This is a genomic window from Kitasatospora sp. NPDC036993 (assembly GCF_055607525.1).
The window spans coordinates 43,533-68,039 of the sequence record NZ_JBVJRP010000008.1 but is presented as its reverse complement, the minus strand read 5'-3'; the positions used below and the strand labels follow the sequence as shown (position 1 = coordinate 68,039).

20 protein-coding genes and 1 pseudogene are annotated in these 24,507 nt (G+C 74.2%); 11 read left to right on the top strand and 10 right to left on the bottom strand.

Going from position 1 to position 24,507, the window contains the following annotated elements; all coding sequences use genetic code 11:
- Positions 1-23: 23 nt before the first annotated feature.
- From ACZ7C5_RS18480 to ACZ7C5_RS18455, 6 genes are read right to left on the bottom strand one after another with little or no spacing between them, the layout of a single operon-like run.
- Positions 24-1,769 (bottom strand): acyl-CoA dehydrogenase family protein, encoded by a 1,746-nt coding sequence (locus tag ACZ7C5_RS18480; protein ID WP_401082750.1) that lies wholly within the window; start codon positions 1,767-1,769, stop codon positions 24-26.
- Between the two features lie 8 nt (positions 1,770-1,777).
- Entirely contained in the window at positions 1,778-2,572 is a 795-nt protein-coding gene (locus tag ACZ7C5_RS18475; protein ID WP_401082747.1) for a thioesterase II family protein, read from the bottom strand.
- Complete coding sequence (locus tag ACZ7C5_RS18470; RefSeq protein ID WP_470322972.1) at positions 2,565-3,854, bottom strand: MFS transporter; 1,290 nt, start codon at positions 3,852-3,854, stop codon at positions 2,565-2,567. The genes ACZ7C5_RS18475 and ACZ7C5_RS18470 overlap by 8 nt, the downstream gene beginning before the upstream one ends.
- Entirely contained in the window at positions 3,851-4,057 is a 207-nt protein-coding gene (locus tag ACZ7C5_RS18465) for an MbtH family protein (protein WP_401082742.1), read from the bottom strand. The genes ACZ7C5_RS18470 and ACZ7C5_RS18465 overlap by 4 nt, the downstream gene beginning before the upstream one ends.
- 33 nt (positions 4,058-4,090) lie before the next feature.
- A complete protein-coding gene (locus tag ACZ7C5_RS18460) occupies positions 4,091-7,054 on the bottom strand; it encodes a type I polyketide synthase (protein ID WP_470322971.1) in 2,964 nt (987 codons plus the stop codon).
- Positions 7,051-8,889 carry a non-ribosomal peptide synthetase gene (locus ACZ7C5_RS18455; RefSeq protein WP_470322970.1) on the bottom strand — a complete coding sequence of 613 codons (1,839 nt, stop codon included), beginning with the start codon at positions 8,887-8,889 and terminating at the stop codon, positions 7,051-7,053. Before ACZ7C5_RS18455 ends, ACZ7C5_RS18460 begins: the two co-directional genes overlap by 4 nt.
- 510 nt (positions 8,890-9,399) lie before the next feature.
- On the opposite strand from ACZ7C5_RS18455, the gene ACZ7C5_RS18450 reads away from it, so the two are divergent.
- A complete protein-coding gene (locus tag ACZ7C5_RS18450; protein ID WP_401082734.1) occupies positions 9,400-9,582 on the top strand; it encodes a hypothetical protein in 183 nt (60 codons plus the stop codon).
- A 112-nt stretch (positions 9,583-9,694) separates the two neighbouring features.
- Here ACZ7C5_RS18450 and ACZ7C5_RS18445 read toward each other — a convergent pair whose 3' ends face one another.
- Positions 9,695-9,958, bottom strand: coding sequence for a hypothetical protein (locus ACZ7C5_RS18445; protein WP_401082731.1), 264 nt, complete (start codon positions 9,956-9,958; stop codon positions 9,695-9,697).
- Between the two features lie 495 nt (positions 9,959-10,453).
- Between ACZ7C5_RS18445 and ACZ7C5_RS18440 the strand changes: the two genes are divergently transcribed.
- Positions 10,454-11,581: an NHL repeat-containing protein gene (locus ACZ7C5_RS18440; RefSeq protein ID WP_470322969.1), complete on the top strand. Its 1,128-nt coding sequence runs from the start codon at positions 10,454-10,456 to the stop codon at positions 11,579-11,581.
- Between the two features lie 196 nt (positions 11,582-11,777).
- Here the strand turns inward: ACZ7C5_RS18440 and ACZ7C5_RS18435 are convergent, their stop codons facing one another.
- The gene (locus ACZ7C5_RS18435) at positions 11,778-12,254 is read right to left on the bottom strand and encodes a hypothetical protein (protein WP_470322968.1); all 477 of its coding nucleotides are present in this window, start codon (positions 12,252-12,254) and stop codon (positions 11,778-11,780) included.
- A 230-nt stretch (positions 12,255-12,484) separates the two neighbouring features.
- Here ACZ7C5_RS18435 and ACZ7C5_RS18430 point away from each other — a divergent pair, with 230 nt between their 5' ends.
- Genes ACZ7C5_RS18430 through ACZ7C5_RS18420 form a run of 3 tightly spaced genes read left to right on the top strand, consistent with a single transcriptional unit; the run spans position 12,485 to position 13,640 of the window.
- Complete coding sequence (locus ACZ7C5_RS18430; protein WP_188301427.1) at positions 12,485-12,799, top strand: type VII secretion target; 315 nt, start codon at positions 12,485-12,487, stop codon at positions 12,797-12,799.
- A gap of 44 nt (positions 12,800-12,843) precedes the next feature.
- Positions 12,844-13,137, top strand: coding sequence for a hypothetical protein (locus ACZ7C5_RS18425; protein WP_470322967.1), 294 nt, complete (start codon positions 12,844-12,846; stop codon positions 13,135-13,137).
- Entirely contained in the window at positions 13,137-13,640 is a 504-nt protein-coding gene (locus ACZ7C5_RS18420; protein ID WP_470322966.1) for a hypothetical protein, read from the top strand. Before ACZ7C5_RS18425 ends, ACZ7C5_RS18420 begins: the two co-directional genes overlap by 1 nt.
- 208 nt (positions 13,641-13,848) lie before the next feature.
- Here ACZ7C5_RS18420 and ACZ7C5_RS18415 read toward each other — a convergent pair whose 3' ends face one another.
- Entirely contained in the window at positions 13,849-14,331 is a 483-nt protein-coding gene (locus ACZ7C5_RS18415; RefSeq protein WP_401082713.1) for a hypothetical protein, read from the bottom strand.
- 433 nt (positions 14,332-14,764) lie between these two features.
- Between ACZ7C5_RS18415 and ACZ7C5_RS18410 the strand changes: the two genes are divergently transcribed.
- The 6 genes and pseudogenes from ACZ7C5_RS18410 to ACZ7C5_RS18385 all read left to right on the top strand — a co-directional run bounded on the left by ACZ7C5_RS18410 (position 14,765) and on the right by ACZ7C5_RS18385 (position 22,688).
- A complete protein-coding gene (locus tag ACZ7C5_RS18410) occupies positions 14,765-16,258 on the top strand; it encodes an amidase (RefSeq protein WP_470322965.1) in 1,494 nt (497 codons plus the stop codon).
- On the top strand, positions 16,255-17,472 hold the full coding sequence (locus tag ACZ7C5_RS18405; protein WP_470322964.1) for an MFS transporter: 1,218 nt from the start codon (positions 16,255-16,257) through the stop codon (positions 17,470-17,472). The genes ACZ7C5_RS18410 and ACZ7C5_RS18405 overlap by 4 nt, the downstream gene beginning before the upstream one ends.
- 49 nt (positions 17,473-17,521) lie before the next feature.
- Positions 17,522-18,214, top strand: coding sequence for a FadR/GntR family transcriptional regulator (locus ACZ7C5_RS18400; RefSeq protein WP_470322963.1), 693 nt, complete (start codon positions 17,522-17,524; stop codon positions 18,212-18,214).
- A 236-nt stretch (positions 18,215-18,450) separates the two neighbouring features.
- Positions 18,451-18,687, top strand: a pseudogene (locus ACZ7C5_RS18395) (ABC transporter ATP-binding protein); the annotation flags it as partial.
- Positions 18,684-21,302: an ABC transporter permease gene (locus ACZ7C5_RS18390; RefSeq protein ID WP_470322962.1), complete on the top strand. Its 2,619-nt coding sequence runs from the start codon at positions 18,684-18,686 to the stop codon at positions 21,300-21,302. The pseudogene ACZ7C5_RS18395 and the gene ACZ7C5_RS18390, both read left to right, overlap by 4 nt.
- 198 nt (positions 21,303-21,500) lie before the next feature.
- Entirely contained in the window at positions 21,501-22,688 is a 1,188-nt protein-coding gene (locus ACZ7C5_RS18385; RefSeq protein ID WP_470322961.1) for a cytochrome P450, read from the top strand.
- Between the two features lie 60 nt (positions 22,689-22,748).
- Here the strand turns inward: ACZ7C5_RS18385 and ACZ7C5_RS18380 are convergent, their stop codons facing one another.
- Positions 22,749-24,269, bottom strand: a complete 1,521-nt coding sequence (locus ACZ7C5_RS18380) for a hypothetical protein (RefSeq protein ID WP_470322960.1) — start codon at positions 24,267-24,269, stop codon at positions 22,749-22,751.
- Between the last annotated feature and the right edge of the window lie 238 nt (positions 24,270-24,507).

The window sequence follows — 24,507 nt, the reverse complement described above, 5'->3', positions numbered from 1 at the left end:
GGGCGGCCTCGGATACCACCTGCTCAGCAGGCGGGTGGGGTGGCGGTGACGGTGTCGCGGAGCAGGAACTCCAGGCCGTCGCCGTGGAGCCACTGGGCGCAGGCGCCGGCGTGGTCGGGTCCGTCGGTGTCGGCCAGGCGCCGTCGGGCGTCCGCCATGCGGTGGCGTGCTTCGGTGCAGAACACGTCGGCGAGGTCCTGGGCCGGTCCGGTGCCCTCGCGGTGCAGCCGGGCGGCATTGGCCAGCACCGCGGACATGCTGAACAGCTCGGCGGAGAGCTGGTTGAGGAGGATCAGCACGCGTTCCTCGGCGAACAGCTCCTCGGGGTCGGGGTGCCGGTCCACCAGGTCGCGGCTGAGGCGGGCGAACCGCACGGCCTGTTCGGCGACGAAGCGCAGGTGGTCCCGGTTGCGCGGGGACAGGCAGTCGTCCGCCGCGGTGAGGTCGGTCGCGGCCTCGGCGATGGCCCGCGGCTTCGGGTAGTGGCGGGAGAGCAGGTGCCTGGCCGCCCAGTGGTCCACGAGGAAGTCCACCCCGCCGGCCACCCGCAGGGCACGCGCGTCGCGGAAGAACCGTTCCACCGGCAAGGGCTGGGCGCCGCGCCGGGCCTTGCTCGTCGCCGTCTCGAAGCCCTCGGCGGCCAGCAGGGACAGGGTGCGGTCGACGATGCGCCAGCTGGTCATCGAGTTGATGTTCTTGGCCACCGTCTGCTCCGGGTCCAGGTCGATCCCCGGGTGGCGTTCCTCGGCCAGCAGGCACCACTCCACCACGCTCTCCATGGCGAAGGTCTCGGCGAGGTTGGCGGCGATGATGCGCTGGATCTCGTCGTACCGTTCCAGCCCGAGCCCGCCGACCGAGCGCCGCCGGACGAACTCCCGGGACCAGTGCAGGCAGAGCCGCCCGATCGCCAGGGCGGGCGCCGAGATGGGGTACATCCGGCCCCGGACGCTGATGGTGTGCAGTTCGGGGGCCAGCCGCCACTCGTCCTCGGCGGTCAGGCCGTCGAGGGTGAAGACCCGGCTGTGCGGGACGAAGACCCGGTCGAAGGTGAGGGCCGCGTTGGGCAGGCCCTTGAGACCCAGGTACTCGTGCCAGGAGCTGACCGTGAAGCCGGGGTCGGCGGTGTCGACGAAGAACAGCCGGATGTACTCCCGGTCCCCGTCGTGCACGGTGGCCGAGACCCTCAGCAGGCCGGCGATCGGGCCGTTCTGGATGAACACCTTCTCGCCGCTGATCCGGTATCCGGTGCCGTCCTCGGTCGGCACCGCGGTGGTGGCCCGGGTCCGGTTGATCGCACCGGTGGGCTCGGTGTCGGCGTCGCCGGAGATCGCGCCGGAGGCGAGCAGCCGTTCGAGTTCGGACTTCAGCTCGCCGTCGGCCAGGACCGGCAGGTAGGCGCCGGCGCCCAGTCCGAGGTGGACGGACATGGCGTAGCAGGCGGTCACCGACCAACTGGCGGCGGCCTGGATCATCCGGAAGGCGTTGTGGGCGGTCAGGCCCAGACCGCCGCGTTCGAGCGGGTCCTGGAGCTTGAAGTAGCCGCGGGCGGCGCAGGCTTCGTGGAAGCCGTCGGGCAGCCTCGCGGTGCGGTCCACCTCGGTCGGGTCGACGGTCTCCTGGAGGAAGCGCATCAGCTCGGCGACGGCGGCGTCACCGCGGGCGCGGTCCTCGTCGGACGGGGCGGGGAAGGGGCTGATCAGGTCCCAGCGCACGTGCCCCAGGTGGAGCTCGGCGAGGAAGCCGGCCGGGGTGGTGGTGTCGTGAGTCATGTCTGCCTTCACAGGTCGTGGGAGAGCGAGTCGACGGGCGACCCGGCGTGCCGGCGGTCGGTGAGTGCGGCCCGGACCAGTGCGAGCAGGGCGGCGCGGTGCTCGCGGAGGTAGAAGTGGCCGCCTGGCAGCAGGTTCAGGGCGAACGGTCCGCGGCTGTGGCCCTGCCACCGGGCGAGTTCCTCGGCGGGGAGCCGGTCCTCGGTGCCGCCGAAGACGTGCAGCGGCAGGTCGAGGGGCTCGCCGGGGGTGTGGCGGTAGCTGTCGACCATGTCGAAGTCGCAGCGGTGCGAGGCCATCATGATCGCGAGCAGGTCCGGGTCCTCGGCCACCTCGTCGGGGAGCGAGCCGTACTGGCCCTGGATGGCGGTGAACAGCTCCCGGTCGCCGAGGTGGTGGATCGGCGGCAGTCCGCGGGGCCGGTGCGGGGCCGGGCAGGCGGACAGCAGCAGGCGTTCGGGGCCGGGCAGGCCGTGCGCGCGCAGGGCGCGCGCGGTCTCGTAGGCCAGCAGGGCGCCGAGGCTGTGCCCGAAGAAGGCGAACGGTGCGCGGAACGCGGCCTGTTCCACCAGATCGTGAACCAGCGGGCCGGTCCGGGTGTACCGCGGTTCGTCGAGCCGCGAGCCGCGGCCGGGCAGTTGCACGCCCCACACCTCGATGCCCGGCACGTCGTCGCCCCAGCGGACGTACTCGGCGGCCGAGCCGCCGCTGTGGGCGAAGCAGTACAGCCGGACCGCGGCGTCGGGGCGCTTGCGGCGGTTGACCAGCCAGCGTGGGGCGGTGTGCCCCGGAACGTCAGGCATGAAGGGTCTCCTGGTTCGTCGGACGGGCGGTCGGTGCGGCGTCGGGCATGGCCCGCAGCGGGTGCACGGCGGAGAACAGCAGCGGCAGTCCGGCGAGGACGCTGCCCGTACCGGCGAGCCAGAGGACGCCGCGCAGTCCGAGCGGGCCGACCAGCGCGCCTCCGAGGAAGGTCCCGACGGGGATGACGCCCCAGACCACGAACCGCAGCGTCGCCGTCATGCGCCCGCGCATCGGGGCGGGGGTGACGGACAGCCGCAGGCTGATCTGGTTGATGTTGAAGACGGAGGCGCACAGCCCGGCCAGGGCCATCGCGACCGCCAGGACGGGCATCGCGGTGCCGGGGGTGGCCAGCGGCAGCAGCAGGAGGGTGCCGCCCAGCGCGAAGATGGACCAGGTGAGCGCCGGCCCGACGCCGAGGCGCCGCACCACCCGGCCGTTGGCGAGCGAGCCGAGCAGCACGCCCGCGTTCGCGATCGCGAGCGTGGTGCCCAACCCGGCCGGTGAGAGCCGCAGGTCACGGACCGCGTAGAGCACCAGGATCGCCTGGACCATGCCGAACAGGCCGAAGAGGTTGGTGATCCCCGCACTCAGCGCGATCGGACGCAGCAGCCGATGCCGGAACACGTACCCGAGGCCCTCCCTGACCTCCGCCACCAGTCCTGGCCGGACCGCGTCGCGGACCGGCCGCTCCTCCACCCGGACCAGCAGGAGCAGGACCGCCGACCCGGCGTAGCTGAGCGCGTCGGCGAGCACGGCGAGTGGCGCGGTCAACAGCTGGACCAGGAATCCGCCGACGCTGGGGCCGGCCAGCTGGCCGGAGGTCTGGGACAGCTGGAGTCTGGTGTTGGCCTCGACGAGCCGCTCCTCGCCGACCAGGGTCGGCAGGAAGGACTGTGCCGCCAGGTCGAAGAAGACCGTCATGACCCCGACCGCGAAGGCGACCGGATACAGCAGCCACAGGTTCAGGACCCCGTAGAGCGCGGCCGCCGGCACGGTCAGCAGGACCGCGCAGCGGACCAGGTCCGCCACGATCATGACGGGCCGCCGGCGCATCCGGTCCACCCACGCCCCGGCCGGCAGGCCGACCAGCAGGAACGGCAGGTACTGCACGGCGGCCAGCAGTCCCACCTGGAACGGGGTGGCTTCCAGTACCGTCACGGCCGCGAGGGGCAGCGCGAGTTCGGAGATCTGGGCGCCGAGCACGCTGACCGTCTGGGCGGCCCACAGCCGTCGGAAGCCCTGGTGGCGCAGCAGTCCCGGCGGGGCGGCCGCTCGGGTCATCGGGCGGCCGCCCGTTCACGTACGCTCCTCGGCCGGAGGTCACGCCACAGGCCGTCGATCAGGGTGAGGCAGTCCGCTTTGCTGCCCCCTCCGCCCGTTCGCTCCCACCCGGCGGGCAGCGCTCGGCCGGCCGGCCAGATGGAGTACTGCTCCTCGGTGTTACGGACCACCTGGTAGGTCCGGTCGTCGTCGTCCTCGAACATGGCTGTCCTCCGGGTCGGTGTGTCGGTGACGGTTCAGGCCGGTTGCCGGGCGGCGTCGACCACCCGGGCCAGTCGGCGCGGGGAGGGGGCGGTGAAGACCTGCTTGACGGTGATGCGGACGTCGAAGGCCGCGCGGACGGCAGAGGCGAGTTGGACGGCGATCAGGGAGTCGCCGCCCAGTTCGAAGAAGTCGTCCCGCGCCGCCACGTGCTCCAGTCCGAGCAGTTGACCGAAGATCAGGGCGAGTCGTGTCTCGGTGTCGCCGTCCTGTACGGGCTCGGCGGTGACGGTCTGCGCGGGGTCGTCTGTGACGGTCGGCGCGGGCTGGGCGGTCACGGCCGGCGCGGGGTCGTCGGCGGGGAGCGGTGAGTACGGCCGCGGGCTGAACGGGTAGGTCGGCAGCGGAGTCCGGCCCGGCCGGCGGCCTTCGTGCAGCCGCGGCCAGTCGAGTTCGACGCCGGCCGCCCACAGCTGTCCGGCGGCGGCCAGCGTGGTCCGCAGGGCGGACTGCTCGCCGGCGGGGTGCGGCAGGCTGGGCAGCGCCAGGTGGGCCTCGGTGCGGGCCGGGTGCCGGCGGGCCAGGGTGGTCAGGGTCAGGCCGGGGCCGACTTCGAGCAGGATCCGGTCGGGCTCGGCGAACAGGGTGGCGAGGGTGTCGCCGAAGCGCACCGCCCGGCGCATGTGGGCGGTCCAGAACCCGACGTCAGGGGCGCGGTCCGTGCGGACCCACTCCCCGGTGGTGTCCCCGACCCAGGGGATCGAAGGCGCCTTGACGTCGAGTCCGGCGACCAGGGAGGCGAACCGGTCGAGGATCGGCTCCACCAGGGCGCTGTGTCCGGCGGTGGCGATGTGCAGCCGGCGCGCGTCGACACCGGCCTCCGTCAGCCGTGCGAACACCGCGTCGACCGTCCCCCGCGGCCCGGACAGGACGCACTGGTTCGGTCCGTTGACGGCCGCGAGCTCCAGGCCGTCGCCGAGGAGTCCGGTGGCGTCGCGCTCGGCCAGCGGCACGGCCAGCATCGCCCCGACGGGCAGGCTCTGCAGCAGCCTGCCGCGCTCGGCGACCAGCCGCAGGGCGTCGGGCGGGCGGAGCACACCGGCCACACAGGCAGCGGCGAAGGCACCGAGGCTGTGCCCGGCGACAGCCGCCGGCCGTACCCCTCGCTGCTCCCACATCCGGGCGAGCGCGTACTCCACCACGAAGACGGCCGGCTGGGCCACGCCCATGTCGCGCAGCGACTCCTCGGCCGCCGCGCCCTGCTGCTCGCCGGCGGGGTACAGGACCGTCCGCAGGTCCAGACCGAGTGTGGGTTCGAGCTGCGCACAGCACGCGTCGACCTCGGCACGGAAGACCGGGTCGTTCTCGTACAGTTCGCGGCCCATGCCGACGTGCTGTCCGCCCTGCCCGGGGAAGACGAACGCCACCGGCCGCTCGCCGCCCACCGGCGGGTGGACGGAGGCGCCGGCCCCGGTCAGTGCTTCGACCGCCTCGGTGTGGTCGGCGGCCACGGCGAACCGGCGGTGCGCGAAGGCGCGGCGGCCGGTCTGCAACGTCCAGGCAGTGTCGGCCAGTTCCCGGCCGGGGTCGGCGGCGCCGGCGGCCTGCCGCTGTAGGTGCTCGGCGAGCCTGGCGGCGGCGCGGTCCAGCTCGGGGGCGGTCCGGGCGGACAGCACCAGCAGATGGTCCGCGGGCGCGGCGGGCGGGCGAGGCCGCGCGGGCGGCTCCTCCAGGATCGCGTGCGCGTTGGTGCCTCCGATCCCGAACGAGCTGACCCCGGCCCGTCGGGGACCGTCGGGGCGCCACCGGTGCAGTTCGGTGTTCACCACGAACGGGCCGTCCGCGAAGGGGATCTCGGGGTTGGGCGAGGTGTGGTGCAGGCTCGGCGGGATCAGGCCGTGCCGGACGGCGAGCACCGCCTTGATGAAGCCCGCCACCCCGGCGGCCGCGTCGGTGTGGCCGATGTTGGTCTTGACCGACCCGATCCGGCAGAACCCGCGCCGGTCGGTGCCGCGCCGGAAGGCCTGGGTCAGCGCGGCCAGTTCGATCGGGTCGCCCAGCGGCGTCCCGGTCCCGTGCGTCTCGACGTAGCCGATGCTGTCCGGCTCGACCTCGGCCACCAGGTGGGCCGCGCGGATGACCTCCGCCTGGCCGGCCACCCCCGGAGCGGTGAAGCCCACCTTGTCCAGGCCGTCGTTGTTCACCGCGGTGCCGCGCAGGACGGCACGGACGTGGTCGCCGTCCCGGAGTGCGTCGGCGAGCCGTTTGAGGACCACGATGCCGACACCGTTGCCCGCCACGGTGCCACGGGCCCGGGCGTCGAAGGCCCGGCAGCGCCCGTCGGGCGAGATGACACCGCCCTCGGAGTACTCGGGCAGCCGCGCCGGGACGTTGACACTGGCCCCGCCGGCCAGGGCCAGGTCGCACTCGCCGGACAGCAGCGCCTGCGCGGCGAGGTGGACGGCGACCAGGGAGGTGGAGCAGGCGGTCTGCACCGTCACCGCCGGCCCGGTCAGACCGAGCCGGTGGGCGACCCGCGACGTGAGGAAGTCGATGCCGGTCGCCAGCCGCAGCTGCCACTCGCTGACCGGGCCGAGCCGGTCGCGGTGGGCCATCAGCGTGTCCAGGTAGCCGGTCTGGCTGCTGCCCGCGTACACGCCGACCGGCCCGGCACAGGACCGGGGGTCGTACCCGGCGTCCTCCAGCGCCTCCCAGGCGCAGGTCAGGAACAGCCGCTGCTGCGGGTCGAGGATCAGTGCCTCGCGCGGCGAGTAGCCGAAGAACGCCGCGTCGAACCCGTCCGCGTCCTCCAGTACTCCGAGTGCGGGGACGTACTCGGGCGTGGACGGGTCGCCGGGGAAGCGGGTGACCGATTCCGTGCCCTTGACCAGGTTGTCCCAGAACTCGCCGAGGTCGCGCGCTCCCGGATACCGCCCGGCCATCCCGACGACGGCGAGGAAGGGGCTGTCCGGATCCACCGGCTGCGCGGCCTCCGTCATCGGGCACCCCCGGCGCTCTGGCGGGCGCGGCGCCGCTGGAGCCGGGAGTTCCCGCTGCGGCGTTGATCGGCACGCTCGTCACCGAGCGCGCCGTCGGCCGGCCCGGAGCCGTCGCGCAGATGGGCGGCGAGCTTGCGGACGGTCGGATGGGCGAAGAGCGCGACGCCGGGAACCCGGCGCCCCAGCGCCCCGCTGAGCTTGCGCTGCACCTGGACGAGCAGCAGCGAGTGACCGCCGATCTCGAAGAAGCTGTCGTCCGGCCCCACGTGGCCGACCCCCAGCACCTCACGCCACAGGGCCGCTATCTGCTCCTCCAGGCCGGTCAGCGCCACTGCCCGCGGTGCGCCGGACGCGGCGTCGCCGGCGGTCGGCACCGGGAGCGCCCGGTGGTCGATCTTGCCGTTCGCGGTCAGCGGCAGCTCGTCGAGCACCACGTAGGAGGACGGGACCATCGCGGCGGGCAGGCTCATGGCCAGGTGGGCGCGCAGCTGCGACGACTCGACCTCGGCGGCGACCACGTAGGCGACCAGCCGCTTGCCGTCCGCCTCGTCGTCCACCGCCCGCACGTGCGCCTGACGCACCGCGGGGTGCGTGCACAGGGCCGCGCCGACCTCCGCCGGTTCGACCCGCTGGCCGCGGATCTTCAGCTGGTCGTCGGCCCGCCCGACGAAGGCCAGGGCACCGTCGGCGCGCAGCACCACGAGGTCGCCGGTGCGGTAGAGCCGCCCGCCCGGAGCCTCGCCGAACGGGTCCGGTACGAAACGGTCGGCGGTGAGCCCCGGCAGCCCCAGGTACCCACGAGCCAGCACCGCCCCACCCAGGTAGAGCTCGCCCCGGGCGCCCGCCGCGACCGGCTCCAGGTCGGCGTCCAGCACGTACGCCCGTGCCCCGGCCAGCGGCCGCCCGATCGGCAGCGTCTCCCCCTCGGGGACCGAGTCCCCGGTGAACGCCTGGAGCGTGGCGGTGATGGTGGTCTCCGTCAAGCCGTAGGCGTTGACCACGGGCACCGGGGTGTGCCCTCGCCAGCCGGCCAGCGTACGGGTGTGCCCGGTGTCGCTGCCCACGACCAGGAGCCGCAGGGCCTCGGGTACCTCCCGCGGTTCGGCGTCGAGGTCGCGGACCCACTGGTCCCAGTACGGCGTCGGCAAGTTGGCCACCGTGACCCGCTCACGGCGCAGGTACTCCTCCAGCTCCGCGGGGGACGGCACCGCGTCGGGAGCCACCACCACCCGGGCGCCGGCCAGCAGGGTCGGGAACACCTCCTCGCCGAACACGTCGAACCCCGGACCGGCGAACTGCAGCACCCGATCGGCCGCGGTCAGTTCGAAGGCCGCGCCGACGGCGACCGCGTGGTTGGCCAGCGAGCCGTGGGTGACGGCCACCGGCTTGGGGCGCCCGGTCGAACCCGAAGTGAAGATCACATAGGCGAGGTCGCCCGGGATGACCGCCACCGCCGGGTTCCGCGCGGACCCCCCGGCCGGCTCGCCGGCCGGCAGGTCGACCACCTCGACCCCCTCACCGCCCCCGGGGCCGATCCGCAGGGTGACACCGGCGGCCTCCAACTGGTACCTGCGGCGCTCGGCCGGCAGGGCCGGGTCGAGCGGCAGGTAGGCGGCACCGGACTTCAACACGGCCAGCACCGCCGTCACCAGTCCCCGCCCGCGCGGCAGGTTCACCGCGACCACGCTCTCGGCGCCCGCACCACGCGCCACCAGCACCCCGGCCAGCCGGTCGGCGGCAGCGTCGAGCCCCGCGTACGTCAGGCACCCGTCGCGGTCGACGACGGCCACAGCGTCAGGGCTGGCCCGTACCCGCTCCTCGAACAGTTGCGGCACACAGACCGCGGTAGCGGCTCGGCTCTCGTCCTCTTGACTCAGTTCAGGCCTCACGAGGCCAACTCCTCTCCAAAACAGGGCGCGTGGCAGTCCGCCGGACAACCGACGGGCGGGGGCACTGCGGCCTCCGACGTCACGGCAGCTGTGGATGGCTGCTGTCGGGCTTGCACCGGAGCGTAGGAATCGCCGGTAGACATCCGATCAACAAGCACGCAGGACACTCCCCGGAAACCCCGGGAACTCTCGCCCAGGCACATCGGGGTGGCGCCGCCCTGGACCTGGCCCTGCGTCAGGATGTGTGGCTGCTGCGCCCTCGTCGTCCCGGGTGCCCGGCGTCCGGGCGCACCCCCCATCGCCGCCTGCCCCGCCGAACCCCGAAGCTTCGGCTGCCGAGGTAGGTGCCCAGCGCGATCGCCGCCGCACCGGAGGCGATCACCCGGTTCGGCGAGGTGGCGCCGGCGTTCACGGGGCCGTTGGCGATCAGCGCCGTCGGGCATGGCGCCGTCGGGCATGGCGTCGTCGATCGGCATCGACCTCGACGACGAGGGCGTTCCCCTCGCGACGGGGGAGGCCGGGCCGGTTGCGGATCCCGCGGTGGACGGACCGTTCGAGAGCGAGCGTTTCGCCTGGTACCAGCTCTACCGGGCATGCCTGGCGAGCATCGCCGGCGGTCACGCCATCGTGTTCCACTGACTCTTCTTCGGTACCGGCGCCCGACCGTACGCCGGCTCCTCGGGAGGGCCGGGGACCGGTGTGCGGCAGGGTGTGAGGCACCGCGCCGCGCCACTTCCCGGCCCGGAAGGTCTCACTTCTGGTCTTCGCAATACGCCCCCTTGTCCTTGAGCTCCACCAGGATCCTGTCGATCGTCGCCGTGGGGATGTCCTGCAGGTCCTTGTCCTTCTTGGCCGCAGTCTCAATCCTCTTCAGGATCTTCTTCTGCTCGTCAACCGATACCTTCCGCAGGGGGCCGTTCATGACTTCGGCGTCGACGATCCTCTGGAGCGCCTTGAGCTGGACGTCGGTGAGATGTCCCTCCCTTCCCTTGCGCGCGGTGTTCTCCTTCTCCATCTCCGCGTTGACGCATGTGACGATCTTTTCCCGTTGCGCCTTCCCGTCATCTGCCGAGGCGTGGGCGGGGACCGCAGAGCAGAAGGGCAGTGGCCGCCACGAGTGTCGCGGCCGGGCGACGCAGGTTCATTCCGTTCCTCCGAGATCTCCGGACGTTGCCGTCAGGGTGGGTGCGTGGCGCGGCCATCCTGTCACCCCTCGGGGACGAGAAGGATGATCGACTTCATCCGGCCGGATGCCTGTCGCGGTGAAGGCCGGTGGCGGCCACGGCGAGCCGGCCGGGGCCCTGACGCGGGCGAACATCCGGGGAGCCGCCGCTGTGCGTGTACCGACGGGATCGGCCCGGACGCGCCACCCCGGGTGATCGGCATCTGGCCGATGCCGTCGGGCGACCGGGGTGACGGATGCCCAGCGTGGCGGTCCGGGGGGGGCCACACGGACCACGTCCGCGGGTCGGGACGACCGGTCCGGCCCGTCTTCCGGAAGGCAGTACAGATGAAGCTTCGGGCATGTTCGAGCGTGCTGGTGACCGCCGCGCTCACCCTCGCTCCGACCGCCGCCGCGTCCCCGGCGGGGGCCGGCGAGCGGCCGTTCCTGGACCGGCTGAACACCCTGTCCACCATCGCCTCCACCGTCCCCGAGAACGGCGACGTCAACCCGTACGGCGTGTTCACGATCCAGGAGAGCACCGGCGACCTGCGCCGCGGAAACGTCCTGGTCAGCAACTTCAACAACGCGGCGAACCCGCCCGCGGGTGAGCAGGGCCGGGGCACGACGCTGGTCCAGATCACCCCGGACGGGACCCGGACCACGTTCGCCACCATCGACCCGGACAACCTGCCCGGCCCCTGCCCCGGCGGGGTCGGGCTCACCACGGCGCTGACGGTCCTGCCCGGCGGATGGGTCGTGGTCGGCAGCCTCCCCACCGCCGACGGCACGTCCGACACCGCCCAGGCCGGCTGCCTGCTGGTGCTCGACAAGCAGGGCACGGTCCGCGAGACCATCGTCGGGGACGGCATCAACGGGCCGTGGGACATGACCGCCGTCAGCTCCGGCGAGCGCAGCGAACTGTTCGTGACCAACGTCCTCAACGGGACGGTCGCCGGCGGTGGCGCGCAGGTCGACCAGGGGAGCGTCCTGCGGATCACCCTGTGTACCGAGGAGGGCGGCCTGCCGCAGCGGGTGGCCACCACCGAGATCGGGTCGGGCTTCCCCGAGCGGACGGACCCGGCGGCCCTGGTGGTCGGCCCGACCGGCGTCGGCCTGGGACACGACGGCACGCTGTTCGTCGCCGACACGGTGCTCAGCCGGATCACCGCGATCCCGCACGCGCTGACCCGGCAGGACAGCGCCGGGATCGGGCGGGTCATCACATCGGGAGGCGCCCTCAACGGCCCGCTGGGGATGGCCCTCACGCCCCGCGGCGACATCCTGACGGTCAACGGCGGGGACGGCGACATCGTCGAGACCACCCCGGCCGGCAGGCAGGTGGCGGTCAAGCCGATCAACAACGAGGGCACACCGCCCGGCGCGGGCGCGCTGTTCGGCCTCTCACTGGACCTCGACGGCGACGCCGTCTACTTCGTCAACGACGCCGACAACGTCCTCGACGTCCTGCACTGAGCGGGAGGTCCGCGGGGAGCCGCTCCCACCGGGCTTCGACGCTCGCCGGCGGCCGAACGCCCGGGCCCGGCTGAACGCCGGAGCCCGGAACCGGTGATCCGTGACAGCGAAGTTGGGACGGTTGTCACCGAAGTTGGGACAACCTCATTCTGTGACAGCGAAGTTGGGAAACGCCCTGGCCAACGCGCTCGTAGCGCTAGAGCACGGCGACGTATGAGCTCAGATCGGCGGCCAGGAAGACCAAGTGCGAGTCTCCGGCGATATCTACTCGCCCCAAGGCGACCGGGGCGTCACCCGCACGCCGAAGGTCGGGCAATCCCCGTTCGAAGTCCTTGTAGGTGACGACGCCGTCCTCCGCCATGCACTGGGCCCGCCATGCCCAGATGCCGAGAAGCTGACTGGCCGGCACCGTCGATTCGGCCCACACCCGGAACGAAGCTCCAGCGCGCAGGGCCACGGCAGCATAGCCGGCGGCATCAGTCTCATGCCGTTCGAGGGCACCAATCAGGTCTTCGCGATCCACGACGTGCAGTATGACGCTCTGCGAGCGCCAGCAGCCTGCCCCGTCCTTCCCGACTTCGCTGTCACAGGTCAACCGGGAGGGTGGCGCCGGATCGAGCTGTTCCATCAGCCTGTACGGCGCAACGGAGTTCAGCGGCGTCACCATCACCACGCAGTACTGATCCTCGCCGTACCGGGCCGCTTCCGGCGCACGTCCCGGCGCACGTCCGGCGGCCCGGGCCCGCAGTCACCCGCCGGCTCGGGCCGCCGCACCGCCGCGCCCGGCCGGCCGGACCGGCCGGACCGGCTCCGCAACCGGCACCCCCTCCGCAGCGTCTATGCTCGTCGACCGTGCTCGTCCGATCATGGCGAGCCGTGGAGCTTCTTGGGGGAGAGCAGCCGATGCCCGAACTGGTGGGGTACACCGTCCAGCCCGACGCGCTGGACCACGTGAACACGGCACTCGGCAACGTCGCAACCGACCTTGCCTCGGCCAACCAGGCCTACACCGCGCAGAAGCTCTACCAGTCCGCCGACTTCGGCGAGTTCGGTGTGGACCTGGCGTGGGCGGGCTTCGACACCAACTGGGACCAGGAACTGCACGTCACCCAGCGCGCCGTGGCGGAACTGGTCCAGAAGATGACGGCCACCAGCGCCAACTACCGTGCCGTGGAATCGCAGCTCGCCGCCTCGCTGACCCCGGCGCAGGCCCGATGAGCAAGGTCGCGGACCTGTAGAAGGCGCAGCAGGCCCCGCGCCGGGTGCTCTTCGGCGAGGCGGCGATCGCCGCCTCGTACCAGGCCGAGGCGCTGCACATCGGCCCCGAGCCGCTGGGCGTCCTGGCTCAGTACGTCCGCGCCGGCGGCTTCGCCGGGGCGCTCGACCTGCCCGAGCCGGTGATCGGCCGGGAAGCGGGCGAGCTGGTCCGTGACTGGCTGCGCGCGGGCGCGGCCGGCGGGGCGGACCTCGGGCGCGAGGTCCTGTTCGCCCGCTGGCTGGCCGAGGTCGCGCTGCTGATCACCATGCGTCGCCGAGTCCGCGAAGAGGGCAACTGATGCGCCGAACCGTCATCACCGCCGGGGCGGCGCTCCTGGCCGCCGCCCTGCTGCTCGGCTCCTACCTCGACGGCTGGTGGTCCGAATCCGGCCCGGCCGGCACCACGGTCGCCACCGCCACCCGGCCACAGGTGGAGGTGCCCCTCCCCACCGAGGCGGGGAGCGCCACCACTCCGTACCCGCCCAGCACGGTGACCCTGGCGGTCGGACAGCAGCTCGGCGTCAGGACGACCGGGGGCGCCCGGCCGAAGAGCTGGCACCTCGACTCGGCGGGCGACGCCGGCGTGCTGCGGCCCGGCCCGGACTTCGTCATCAGCCCCTGCCCCACGGACCCGCCCGCGGCAGGCTGCGGCTCCGAGTTCGACCTGACCTTCAGTGCCCTGGCGCCCGGAACCACCACACTGACGTGGGTGTTCGGCAGAGGGGGTTGCCAGGCCGGCGTACCGAGGTACGCGGGGGACCGGTGCGACATCTCCAAGAGCATCCAGGTCACCGTCCGCTGAACGTCACCGGGGACCCCGACGGCCCCGGCCGCCCCGCACGTCACCTCGGGCGACGCCCGGAGCCGCGCCTAACCGAGTGCCGGACGGCGTCCCCAGGCCGAGATCAGCGGCGCGAGTGTCAGGTCGAGTTCGCCCGCGTCGATGGCGGCCAGGTGCGCAACCCAGGGTGCCGCCGCTCGGGGAGGCGGCACCCGGGACCGGCGGCACGTCAGTAGATGAGGATGTCCCAGTGGCTGCCCTCGTTGCAGTACAGGTTGCCTGACGCGGCCTTCCACTGCGGGTAGCCGTCGCCCCGGAGGCCGATGTAGGTGAAGCTGTTCTGGATGTAGTTGTCGACGCAGGAGCTGCGGGCGATGTCGACCTTGTAGCCGTTGTAGTGGCTGTAGGTGCCGGAGGCGTGGCCCACCTCGGTCCCGCCGGTGATGTTGATGGAACAGCCGCTGGCCTGCTTGAGGGTGATCACGGCGCTGACCGTGCCCGAGTTGATCTGGTCGAACGAGGTGCAGGTGGAGTTGGACCTGGTGGTGCAGCCCCCGCTGGAGCTCCACGTGATGCCGGCGCTGCTGAACTGACCGGCGGCCGCCGACTGCGACAGCTTGGTACCGCTGGCGCCGGCCGTGGGCGCCGAGAAGGCGAGGCCGGCCACGGTCAGGGCGACGAGGGTTGCTGCGGTGCGTGGCTTCATCTGCATCTCCCGGTGAGGATGGTGTGCCTCCGACTGGACTCCCGCTCTCCTGCCGCGCCTCGGCGGGAGGGCGGGCAGTCCGGCGCCGGGCCTGTGGAACCGGCCCGGACGAAGGGGTCGTACGCAGTGCTGTGACGCGGCAGTGCTCCGGCGCGAGGGCCGACCGATCCGTCCGGCGCGGCCATCCGCGGTTCCCGGGGAACGAGGGGCGGGCTTCGAGCGCCGGCATCGCACCAGGATGGCCCACCGTTGTCTATGCGAGTAGACCCCGGTTTGTGAATTTCGCGTGACGGAGGGTGGCCGTCCGGGCGTCGAAACGCTCCACGGGATGGTGCCCGCGAGCGGGCCGGCTCGGGTAAGGCTTGCCTTGCCACCCGTCCGGGGCCTCCCCTAAGGTGAAGTCCTCAGAGGACCTGATGACCTGAGGAGTAACCGACTCATGACCGACCTCCATGAACTGACGCTGGCCGAACAGGCCGCGGCCGTCCGGCGACGCACCGTCTCGCCGACCGAACTGGTCGACCACCACCTGCGCCGCATCGAGGAGTCCGACGGCCTGCTGGGCGCCTACCGCACGGTCGACGCGTCCGGCGCCCGCCGGGCCGCCCGTGCGGCCGAGGCCCGGCTGGCCACCGGCGGGGCGGACGACGGCGCCGGGCTGCCGCCGCTGCTCGGCGTGCCGCTGTCGGTGAAGGACACCTGGCCGGTCGCCGGGCTGCCCTTCACCGCGGGCTCCGCGGCCTTCGACGACCGGATCGCCCCGGCGGACGCCGCCGTGGTCGGCGAACTCCGGGCGGCCGGTGCCGTGCTGCTGGGAACCACCACGGCGGCCGAGTTCGGCTGCTCCTGCTACACCGAGACGGCGTACGCCACCGCGCGCAGCCCGTACGACCCCGGCCGCGGTGCCGGTGGCTCCAGCGGCGGTGCGGCCGCCTCGGTCGCGGCCGGGCTGGCGGCCGGGGCCCTGGGCAGCGACGGCGGCGGTTCGATCCGCATCCCGGCCGCGGCCTGCGGGGTCGTCGGCCTCAAGCCCAGCCGGGGCCGGGTGACCCCGGCACCCGGGACGGACGCCTTCGGGCTGGCCACCGCCGGTCCACTCGCCAGGACGGTGCCGGACACCGCCCTGCTGCTGGACGCGATGGCGGGGAGCGTCCCCGGTGACGGCAGTACCCTGCCCGCCGCGCCCGCCGGCCACTTCCGGTCCCGCGCCGGACGCGAACCCGGCCCGCTGCGGATCGGGGTCATGCCGCGGACCGACGGCTGGCACCCCGAGGCCGCACTCGCCTGCCGCCGCACCGCCGACCTGCTCACCGACCTCGGCCACCGGGTCGAGGAGGCACCGCCGTTCGACCCGGGCGAGTACCTGCCGGACTTCACCGTGCTGTGGAGCGTCCTGGCCGCCGCGGTGCCCGTCCCGCCGGAGCGCGAGGAGCGGCTGCTGCCGCTGACCCGCTGGCTGCGCGCCGAGGGCGGCGGGCACAGCGGGGCCCGGCTGTACACGGCGATGACCTCCCTGGCCGCCACCGCCCGCGCGGTCTGCCACCGCTACGACCGCTTCGACGCGGTGCTGAGCCCGACCACGGACCGGCCGCCGCTGCCGGTCGGGTCGCTGACCGATCCGGACGCCCCGGAACGCACGTACGCCCGGATGCTCGCCGTCACCCCGCGCACCCCGCTGGCGAACCTCACCGGCCGGCCGTCGATCAGCCTGCCGCTGCACTGGACGCCTGACGGACTGCCGATCGGCGTGATGCTGACCGCCCGGCTCCACCAGGAGGGCCTGCTGCTCTCCCTCGGCGCCCAGCTGGAACGGGCCCGGCCCTGGCACCACCACGCCGCCCGGCAGGCGTCCGTCCTGGAGCGGGCCCGGCAGGCGTCCGCGCCGGCGCGGGGCGGTCGGGCGGCGGCCCGGCCCGAGGGGAGCACCCGGTGAAGCGCGGCAGGCTGGCCTTCCTGACCGGCACCCACATCGTCAACGACCTCTACCAGGGCGCCGTCCCCGCACTGCTGCCGTTCCTGATGTCCCATCGGCACTACAGCTACACCGCCGTCTCCGGCATCGCCCTGGCCGCGAGCGGCCTGTCCAGTGTGGTCCAGCCGCTGTTCGGCCTGCTGGTCGACCGCCACCGGTGCAGCTGGCTCATCCCGGTCGGCTTCCTCACCGCCGCGGCCGGGATCACCGGCGCCGCACTCGCCGGAAGCTATCCGCTCACCTGGCTCTGCGCCGCCCTGGCCGGCATCGGCATCGCCGCCTACCACCCGGCCGCCACCAGCGAGGCCAGGGCCGCCGGCGGACAGTCCCAACGGGCGATGAGCCTCTTCTCGGTCGGCGGCACGCTGGGCGCCTCACTGGCACCGGCCCTGGTCACCCTCGTCGTCGGTTCGTACGGCCTCGCGGGAGGCTGGCTGCTCGCCGTCCCGGCCCTGGTGACGGCCGCGCTCTGGGCCGTGCAGGGCCGGTGGCGGCGCCACCGGGGCCCGGCCCCGGCGACCCCGCCGACCGCCCGGGCCGCGACCGCGAGCACGCACCGGGACGACTGGCGGGCCTTCGGACGCCTGGCCGCCACGACCGTCGGCTGGTCCGTCCCCTACGTGACGGTCACCTCGATGCTCGCCCTGCACATCCAGCGCGACCTGCACGGCTCGACCGGACTCGGCGCCACCGCACTCACCCTGCTCACCCTGGCCGGAGCGGCCGGCACCCTGCTCGGCGGCTGGCTGGGCGACCGGCACGGACGGCTCACCCCGATCCGCGCCGGGTACCTGCTGGCCGTCCCCGCCCTCGCCGTCGTGGCCTTCGCACCCTCCAGCGCGGTCGCCGTGGCCGGCGCCGTGGCGTTCGGGCTGGCCATGTTCCTGCCCTTCGCCCCGCAGGTGACGCTCGCCCAGGACTACCTGCCCACCCGGCCGGGTACCGCCAGCGGGCTCACCCTGGGGCTCGCCATGTCGGTGGGCGGCCTCGCCGCGCCGCTGCTCGGCCGCCTGGCCGACGCGCACGGCCTGCGCTCGGTGCTCGCCCTGGTCCTCGGCGTCCTCGCCGTCGCACTCGGCTGCGCCCTGCGCCTGCGCGACCGGGTGCTGCCGGAGTCGGAGCCGGGGCCGCTGCCCGAGCCGGTCGGCGGACCCGTCGGCGGACCCGTCGGCTGAGCTGCGACGGAGCGAAAGGACGCCGTCGGCAGGACGGTAGGGTCGTGCCATGACTGTTCGCCCGGTACGCCATCGCTCATTGGTCGAGGAGGCCGTCGCCGAGCTGCGCCGGCTGGTCGGCACGGGGGAGTGGCCGGTGGGGGAGAAGCTCCCCAACGAGGTCGAACTGAGCCGGTTGCTGGGCGTCGGCCGCACCACCTCGCGCGAGGCGGTGCGGGTGCTCATCGCCGACGGTCAACTGCACTCCCGGCAGGGCTCGGGCACCTATGTCGCGGCGGCCTCCCCGGTGTCGGAGTTCGACCGGGAACTGCGCCGCTCGGAAGCCCACGACGTGTACGAGGTCCGTGCGGCGCTGGAGGCCGAGGCCGGCCGGCTGGCCGCACGGCGGCGCACCGAGGAGGACGTGGCCGCGTTGCGGACGGCGCTGGCCGCCCGTGACGCGGCCGCCGACCGGGTCGCGTTCGTCGAGGCGGACCTGGAACTGCACCGCCTGGTCGTACGGGCCGCCCGCAACCCGGTGCTCACCCGCCTCTTCGACTCCTTCGTCGACGCGCTGCGCCAGGCGGCCTGCTTCGTGGTGGCCGACGACCACCTGCACGTCGGTGCGGAGGAGGAGATCATCACCCGCGCACACCACGCCCTGGTCGAAGCGATCGCCGCGGGCGATCCCGACGCCGCGACCGAGGCGACCCGCGCCAACCTGGACCGGACCCTGGACGAACTGCGCGCCCGGGAAGCCTGAGCGCGGCGCCGGTGGCCCGGACCGGGCCACCGGCGCGTCCGTCCGCGCCTCCGTCCGGCCGGGGGACGGCGGGCGAGTGCCCGGGTGGGGATAACCCCACCCCTCTTCCGCCGGTAGCCTCCATGGTTCGGGCCGCCCGCCGTTCCTAGCCTGGGTCACGTCGACGACCAGCGACGATCCGCGAGGGAAGGCCCACCATGGCACGCCGCCACGACCGTTCCGAGTACGGGCCGACCGAGCCCCCCGGCCAGACCAGGGCCGCGATCGAGTCGCGGGCGGTACGGCGAGCGGTGGACACGACGGGCGCGACGGTGGTCATGGTGACGCACGATCCGGTGGCGGCCTCGTTCGCCGACCGTGTGGTCTTCCTGGCCGACGGCGCCCTGGCGGGGGAGTTGCACCACCCCGATCCGCAGTCCGTCGCCGACCGGATGGTCACGCTCGCCACCACCGGGGTGGAGACGGCGGCGTGAGCAACGGACTCGCGCGCGCCTCGGTGCGCTTCCGGCCCGCCTCCTTCGCGGGCACCTTCATCGCCCTGCTCTTCGGCGCGGCGGTCATCATGGCCTGCGGCACCATGCTGCAGACCGGCATCACCGCCACCGTGCCTCCGGTCCGCTACGCGGACGCGCCGGTGGTCGTCGCGGCCAACCCGGACATCGAGTTCGTCCGCCAGGTCAACAAGAAGAAGGAGAAGACCGTCGACCGGCCCGTCTCCGACCGGGCCCGCGTGGATGCCGCACTGGCCCGGCGCATCGCCGCGCAGCCCGGTGTGGCGGCGGCTCGGGCGGACTCCGCCTTCCCGCTCCAGCCGGGTCCGGCGACGCCGGGCCTGACGGGGCGCGGGTACGCGGCGCTCGGCATCGCCGGCGGCGCGGACACCCTGGTCGAGGGCCGCGCGCCCGCCGACGGCGAGGTCGTCCTCGACGCCGCCACCGCGCGCGACGCCCACCTCGCCCCGGGCGCGAGCCTGAGCCTGGTCGCGCCCGGTGGCAGCGGCAGCTACCGGATCTCCGGCCTGGCCGCGCCGCAGAGCGCCGGCCCCACCGCCTGGTTCGCCGACGACACGGCCGGCCGGCTCTCCGGGCACCCCGGCCGCGTCGACGCCATCGCCGTCCAGCCGGGCGAAGGCGTCAGCGCCACGGACCTCGCCCGGCAACTGCGCGACGCGCTGCGCGACACCGCCGACCGGACGGCCGGCGGGGCTTCCCCCACCGGGATCAGGGTGGTCACCGGCGACGCCCGGGGCTCCGTCGAGCAGCCGGCGCTCGGGGACGGCCGGACCCTGCTCATCGCGATCGGCGGCTCCTTCGGCGGTACCGCGACCATGACGGCCGTCTTCGTCGTGGTGTCCACCATCGCGCTGGCCATCGGCCAGCGGGCCCGCGAGTTCGCCCTGCTGCGCGCCGTCGGCGCGACGCCCCGCCAGATCCGCCGCACCATCGCCACGGAGGCGGTGCTGGTGGCCCCCATCGCCGGGGTGATCGGCCTCATCCTGGGCGTGGCGCTGGCCCGTTGGTGGTTCGACGGCCTCGCCTCGCGCGGCGCCGTCCCGAAGGGCGTCGAACTGGACGTCGGCCCGCTCCCCGCGCTCGTCGCTGTCGCCACCTGCCTGCTCGCCGCACTCGCCGCCGGCTACCTCGCCGCCCGACGGCCCTCCAACCTGCGTCCCGGCCAGGCACTCGGCGAGGCGTCGGTGGCGGTGGGACGAGCGGGCGTGGTGCGAACCGTCCTCGGCGTGCTGGCCATCGCCGGCGGCCTGGTGCTGACCGTGGTCGCGGCCGGCCTGAGCGGCGAGAACGCCGCCAACACCGCGCTCGGCGTGGTCATGTGCTTCCTGGTGGCCATCGCCCTGCTCGGCCCGTGGGTGGCCCGAGCCGCCACCGGGGTACTCGGCCTGCCGCTGCGGGCGGGCGCCGGCGGCACCAGCGGCTCGCTGGCCGCCGACAACGCCCGCGCCAACGCCCGCCGGCTGACGTCCGCGCTCACGCCCATCGCGATGGTGACCGCCTTCTGCGGCACCATGCTGTTCATCCAGAGCACCGTCCAGCACGCCGCCGGCGAGCAGGTGCGCGACGGCATCACCGCCGACCACGTGCTCGGCTCCACCGGCCCCGGCCTGCCCGCCAGCATCGCCGAACAGGCCGCCCGGGTGCCCGGCGTCGACGCCGCCGTGGGCGTGCTGCGCAGCGGCGCCGTCTACCGCTCCGACGGCAAGCTCCGCTCCGCCAACGTCCTCGGCGTCTCCGGCGACCCGGCGAAGCTGCCCCGGGTCCTCGACCTGGCGGTGAGGACCGGTTCGCTCGCCGACCTCGCCCGGGGCACCGACACCGTCGCCCTCGACACGGCCCTCGCCGACAAGCTCGGCCTGAAGACCGGTGACCACGCCTCGTTCTGGCTCGGCGACGGCACCCAGGCCCGGCTGACGGTCGTCGCCACCTACGAACGCGGCCTCGCCTTCGGCCAGTTGGTGCTGCCCAGGGCGGCCGTCGCCGCACACGCCGGCGTGGCCTACGACAGCCAGGTCCTGGTCGCGGACGCCCCCGGTGCCGACCGCGCCGACATCGCCGCCCGGTTGGCGAAGCTCCCCGCCGAGACCACCGCCGCCGCCGCAACTGCCACTGCCAACGCCACCGCCACGGCCGCCGGACTCACCGTCGCCGACCGCGCCGGATACGTCGCCCAGGCCGACCGCAGGCGCGAGGCCGGCGACTGGGCGAACTCCGTGATGGCGGGCGTGCTCGGCGGCTTCGCGGCGATCACCGCCGCCAACACGCTGGTGATGACCGCCCTGGACCGCCGCCGCGAGGTGGCTCTGCTGCGCCTCGTGGGCGCCACCCGCCGCCAGGTGCGCGGCATGATGCGCTGGGAGGCCCTGCTGGTGGCCGCGGCCGGGCTGCTGCTGGGCAGCGCGATCGCCTGGATCACCCTGGTGCCGATCGCCCGGGGCCTCGCCGGTACCGCGCCGTACGTCCCGCCGGGCACCGCCCTGTCGCTGGCCGCCGCGGCCGTGGTGCTCTGCCTCGTCGCGACGGCCCTGCCGGCCCGGGCCCTGCTGCGGACCCGCCCGCTCGCGACGAACGACTGAACCGCGTCCGGGCCGGCTGGTCGCGGTTCGCTACCCAGCGGGGGAGCAGAGGGGAAGGGGGGCGGCTCCGGTCCGTGGGAGGGGGCGCGCAGGAGGCCTCCGCGCGCCTGCACGCTGCACGGGATCGCGGCCGAAGCGCGCAGCGGCACGGGCACCTGGGTATCAGGAAGTGGGTATCGGGTGATCACGGGAGGTTCCATGAGTGAGCAGGAAGTGCCGCCGGTCTCGATCTTCTACCGTCGTGACGGGCTCGACCCTGGCCCGGCCCTGGGCGAGGCCCAGCGAGGGGACCAACCGGTCCGGCGCGTCCAGGACTTCTGGCTGCACCGGGACGGTGAGTTCTGGCTCGTCACCCGGCACGCCGACGTGCGGCGCGTGCTGGCCGACCACGAGACGTTCGCGATGCACGACCCGGAGCGCGCTCCGGTCCTGCCGAACGAGCTCCTCAACATGGACGCGCCGGAGCACACCCGGCTGCGCCACGTCCTGACGCCGGAGTTCACCGGAAGGCGGATCCGCGCCCTGGAGCCGATGATCGGCACCCTGGTCGACGAGCTGATCGACGCCATGGAGTCGCGCGGCCGGACGGCGGACCTGATGGACGACTTCGCCCTGCCGCTGCCGCTCGGGGTGATCTGCGCGATGCTCGGCGTCCCCGACCCCGATCAGGGGGAGTTCCACCGCTGGTCCCGCATCACGCTGGATCTCGGACTCCCCATGGAGGAACGGCTCGCGGCCGGCCGGGAATCGCACGCGTACGTGGCCTCCCTGGTCGCGGAGAAACGGCGCAGCCCGGACGACGGGATGATCGGCATGCTCGTCCGGGAGCACGGCGGCGCGGTGTCGGACTCCGAACTGGCCGGTGTCGTCGAGTTGTTGCTGCTGGCCGGCCACGTGACCGTGTCCAACACGATCGGCCTGGGCGTGCTCGCCCTGCTGTCGCACCCGGAACAGGCCGACCGGTTGCGCGACGCTCCGGAGGGCGATCCGGTGATCGACGCCGCCGTCGAGGAGCTGTTGCGGTACCTGTCCGTGTCCAGCACCGCGCTGGCCAGGACCGCGCGGTGGGACACCGAGATCGGCGGCGTGCCGGTCAAGGCCGGCGAGCAGGTCGTCTGCCAACTGCCGGTGGCCAACCGCGACCCGGCGCTCGGCGCCGGGATGGACCGCTTCGACATCGCACGCACACCCGTGTCGCACGTGACCTTCGGATACGGCCCGCACCACTGCCTCGGCGCACCACTGGCCCGCATCGAACTGCGGATCGCGGTGCCCGCGCTGCTGCGGCGGCTGCCCGGCCTCGCGCTCGCGTGTCCCGCCGAGGACGTGCCCTACCGCGTCAACAACGAGGTCTACGGCCTCCACGCACTGCCCGTCACCTGGTGACCGGCGCCATCGGCCCGGGGGCCCGCACTCCATTCCCTCGCCCGCGGAGCCGCGGCACCGTCACGACTCCTCCCCGGCCCGCAGTTCGGTGGCGACCTGACGCCGGCCGGCGACCAGTGTCTCCACCACCACCCCGAGCCCGACCAGCAGGGCCAGGCCCGCGGTGGGCAGCAGCACCGGCAGCAGCGTGGGGGTGACGACCTCCCCGACCCTGGCGCCGACCAGCGACGAGATGTCGAACGCGCCGCCCAGCAGGGCGACCGCCGCGGCCGCGACCAGGCCGCCGCCGACGGCCGCCGCCAGGGTCTGCGGCAGCGCCTCGGTGAGGATCAGCGCCAGCCCCTGCCGGGGCCGCAGGCCCATGGTGCGCAGCCGGGCGAGCAGGGCCGTGCGGTCGGCCGCGGCCCGGAACAGCGTCAGCGGCACGGCGAGCAGGGCGTATCCGGCTCCGGCGGCGGCCGCGTACCGGAACAGCCGCCCGGCGGCGTGCTGCAGCGGGTCGTCGCCGAGTGCGGCGGCGGCCTCCCGGCTGCTGTGCACGGTGTATCCGGCGGGCAGGCCGTGGGCGTCCTTGCCGCCGGCCGTGGCGTTGCCCGCGATCAGCCTGGCCAGGCCGACCGGCGGGGCCCCGCTGTTGTCCCGCACGGTGGCGCCGAAGCCGGTCGTGGTGACGGCGATCAGCAGGGCGAGCAGCGGCAGCACGGAGGGCTTGCGGCGGCCCGAGCCGTCGCGGGCCGCCCGGCTGAGGCCGAGGAAGCCGATCAGGCCGCGGCCCCGGCCGGCCAGGGTGGCCAGCCGGCCGACCAGCACCGGCTCGATCCGGGCCAGCGACAGCCCGCCGGTGACGGCGAGCAGGAGCGGCGCAGCGACCAGCAGCGGGTCCACCCCGGCCCCGGGGTGGCCGACGCCCCGGCGCCGGACCTCCGCCACGGCCGCGACGGTGAGCGCCACGACGGTGAGTTCGCCGACGAGTCGGCGCCGTCCGCCGGCCTGCCGCTGACGGGTCCGCAGCAGGGCCGCGCGGACCGGAAGGGCCAGCAGCGCGATCAGGGTCGCGACCAGGGCCGACAGCACCGCGCGTTCCCACCGCGGGGTGGGCAGCAGCACCAGGGCGAGGGCCGTGCCGAGCACGGCGGCGGGCAGGACGACGACCGCACCCTCGGCGAGCAGCCGGCGCAGCACCCCGGCGCGGGAGCCGCCGCGGGCCAGCAGCAGCCGGATCTCGGCGGCGCGCCGGTCGGTGGTGAGCACGGCGGCCAGGAACAGCACCACGGTGGCGACGCCCGCGACGCCGGCCGGGCCGATCGCGCTGAGCGGCAGCGAGGCCTGGTAGCGCCCGTCCGCCAGGGTGAGGATCTCGAACAGGCCCGAGGTGGTGTTCAGGTCGGCGCGCTTGACCGCTTCGCCCAGGGCGGTGGCGTCGCGCCCGGTCAGGAGGGAGCTGATGACGTCGCGGGTCTCGTCGAGCCGGTCGGCGCGCAGCGAGGCGGGGTCGACGGGCAGCCGCCAGAAGTTCTCGGCGGTCGCACCCCAGCGGACCATCGCGGGCAGGCTGTCGCCGTCGACGAACCCGCTGGTCATCCAGTGCTCGTGTTCGGGCTTGGTGTGTCGCTGAAACCGGGGTGCTCGGCGGCCTTCCCCAGCCGGCCGTCGGGAGCGACGGGCGTGCGCGCCGGCATGTCGTCCACGAATCGATTATTCCCGTGGGTCCGGCCCGGCGCATCCGGCTGCCCCGCCACGGCGGCCCGGGGGCCCGGGGGCCGATCGCACCCCGTCCCCGGCGGCCGGGCGGCCGAGTCGTGGATGCCGGTCCCCGGTT